The 3,022-nt window shown below is 36.3% G+C and carries 3 protein-coding genes; 1 reads left to right on the forward strand and 2 read right to left on the reverse strand.

Annotated features, from left to right (window positions below):
* The first annotated feature begins 154 nt into the window (after positions 1-154).
* Complete coding sequence (locus ACKI67_RS06685) at positions 155-1,936, forward strand: NosD domain-containing protein (protein WP_407462677.1); 1,782 nt, start codon at positions 155-157, stop codon at positions 1,934-1,936.
* An 85-nt stretch (positions 1,937-2,021) separates the two neighbouring features.
* Here the strand turns inward: ACKI67_RS06685 and tsaA are convergent, their stop codons facing one another.
* The gene (gene tsaA, locus ACKI67_RS06690) at positions 2,022-2,513 is read right to left on the reverse strand and encodes a tRNA (N6-threonylcarbamoyladenosine(37)-N6)-methyltransferase TrmO (RefSeq protein ID WP_407462678.1); all 492 of its coding nucleotides are present in this window, start codon (positions 2,511-2,513) and stop codon (positions 2,022-2,024) included.
* Positions 2,514-2,575: 62 nt separating this feature from the next.
* On the reverse strand, positions 2,576-3,022 hold a 447-nt coding region (locus ACKI67_RS06695), incomplete at its 5' end, for a class II aldolase/adducin family protein (protein WP_407462679.1).

The raw sequence follows: 3,022 nt of genomic DNA on the forward strand, positions 1-3,022 counted from the left end.
TATTTTATCTAGTATTTTTATAATAATACTAGTTTTAAGTATAATTAGTTCTGTATCAGCTTCAAATGTAGTTGATATTGATAATTATAATTCTAATACCATAATTGATGAAATTAATGAATTATCAACGGATAATCAAGAAAAAAACCAATATATGTTTGAATCTATTGACTCAATTGAATCTGAAAATGATGTGCTATCGACCAATTCAGTCTATAATATCAGTTCTTCTTCCACTAACGATGAGATACAATCTATCTTCGATAATTCCAAAAGTGGGGATACAATCCAATTCAACGATAAGGAATATAATGACATTTCAATAGTTGTAGACAAGAGATTGAACATTGTCTCTACAAGCGGTTCCATCATTCATACATCAGAATCAATCGGAGCAAAGGCAAAGCAGATGGGGATATCAAATTCATTCGGATTTTACTTTAGCGAAATGGCTAGAGGATCTTTCATCAAGGGATTGAGGCTGATAGGAAATTCAGACTATGAGATAATGATTGATGGAGCGGATGAGATAAGCGTAAGGGATAATTTCATTTCCGGCGGAAGGAAAGGCGGAATTCTCTTGAGGAATTCAAAATACGACGTCATATTAGGAAACAATCTTACAAAGGCTTATGATGGAATCATCCTTAAGAATGTAAATAGAACAGGAATCAGCTTAAATAGAATCTATTCCAATAGGAATATGGGGCTGTCTCTTGAAGATGTATTCCTTGTCAATCTAACAAACAACAGCATTTATAGAAACGGTTTGGATGGAGTTCTCCTGAAGAATGCCAAATCAAATCGCATATTGAACAATAGCATAATAAACAATGGCGTTTCAGGTCTTCGTTTGGAAGGCTACACAACACGTAACATCATAATGTACAACAACATTTCAGGAAATATTGCAAACATCTATGCAAATTCATTGACTAATGGAGATCAAATAACCCAAAACACTCTCATGTTTGCAAAAAAGGGATATGGCAGCTATATTGCTGATGACAACGTGGGTGCAGCCATTGTTTTTGCTGATGATTATAAAGCGGAGAAACAGGGAAACATGCTGTTTTCACACAATTCCATTGGAATGAATGCAGTTTGGGATGCAAAAAGCACAATGTCCCATCCGCCGGTGAACATTGGAGCGAATTGGTATTTTGACAATGACGGCAATTACGCTATAGGCCACATATGCCCTATGGTGTTTGGAAGGTCTATAACAGCGGATGATTTGAAAACATTGTCCATGGGATTCGGTGGAGATGAGAATGGCCTCTTCGGTCAATTATATGATGGAGACAAAGCTGCAGGAGCCGGTGGCTTTACAATCGATAATCTAAATGTAAATGGAAAGAATTATGGTTCTGTGGAAGTAGGTGAAGACGGACGTTTCAGTTTGGATGATTTGGATTTTGATGAGCTTCCTGAAGGATCTGTAATCACCATCACTGTTGGAGAACATAGTTTCAATATAACCATAAATGAAAAGATCCTTTCCAACAAGAATAAAAAGAATAATTCCCCTAAAACTAATGATAATGCCCCATTAAAAGAAGAAGATATTAAAAATCTACCTGTAAAAGAAAATGCGAGCCCTTTAGGCACTGGAAATGGTACTGGAAGTGGTTCTGGCGCTTCAACTGGTTCTGGAAGTGGAGAAGGCAATTTTACAGGCAGTGGAATCAGTGTAGGAATATTATCTGGCCAGTCCAATGCAGGAACAGGAGATTCAGGTGAAAATGGTGGGGGAAGTGCTTCAGAAGGTATAAGCGCTTATGAAATATTGAAAGATGAGAACACTCCTGCAACCGCTAAAAACAGTCAATTGATTGCACTATTCGGTGTTGCTTTTGTAATATTGATAATTGCACTCGGATACAGAAGCAAAAACAAGGATGAATATCAGGATGACGGGGATTACAGTCTCTGACATTATATTTTTTTGAAGGATATTTTAGTTCGTAAATAATAGAACTTTTAGTTTTTCCATAAAAAAATAAAGTTTAATGATAAATTTATTTGATAAATCTATCATCAGCCTTTTGGCTTTTAGCTTTTTGATGCTTGGTTTCAAACCAGCCGATCTTGATGTCATCAACTAATGTATCTTCAAAGAGCTGTGGAACATATGGCTTGATGTCAAGAAGTGGAGTTCCATCAAGGATGTCTACATTGGAAATGTATAAGATATCATCTTCAACCTTATCCAATTTTACAGTGGTCATTCCAATGTTGTTTGGTCTTTTAGGTGACCTTGTTGCAAATACGCCATGGGTGTTGTTGTCCATGAATGGCTTTACTTCAAGAGCATTGCCTTTTGTTTTGTGTAAATGATAGATAAGTATTAGATGTGAAAAGCCATCAATATCTTTTAATCCAGGCTTAAATTCATCTTTAAGGCATATTTTTCCTTTGATTCCCTTAGCGCCAGTTGGTTGAATAGGCATTCCCTCTAACTCTTTAAATGGACTGTGGATTGTTCCAATATTTTCAAATTCGATTTTCATACTATCATATTTATTTTTGATGTATATAAACTTTTACAACGCTGTTATATTTATAATTTTTTTTAATCGATTGAATTCAATACATGAGTCACGAATTGAGTCTTGGCTATTTCTTCAACAAACTCAACAAGTGCAGCCGCTTCCTTTACTGTTTCGCCGGTTGCAATGACTCCATGATTCTTTAAGATAATTGCATCTTCTGTTTTTAAGGCTTCAGCAGCAGCTTCAGCAAGTTCCTTGCTTCCAGGCTTGAAGTATTCAATGTCCTTCAAGTACTCTGACTTGATTGCACCGAAACCTTCAAGACGTTTGATCTTTTTGTTTGAAAATGCAAAACCGGTTGCATATGGTGAGTGTGTATGTGCAATTCCATAGACATCAGGCTTTTCTCTGTAGATTGCCAAGTGCATTCCCACTTCAGATGATGGCTTGCCTTTTGTCAGGAGTTCTCCCTTTTCGTTTACAAGAACAATATCCTCTTCACTTAAGTCAGCAAGTGATTTAAGGGT

Source organism: Methanobrevibacter sp., assembly GCF_045577275.1.
Classification (GTDB): Archaea; Methanobacteriota; Methanobacteria; order Methanobacteriales; family Methanobacteriaceae; genus Methanobrevibacter.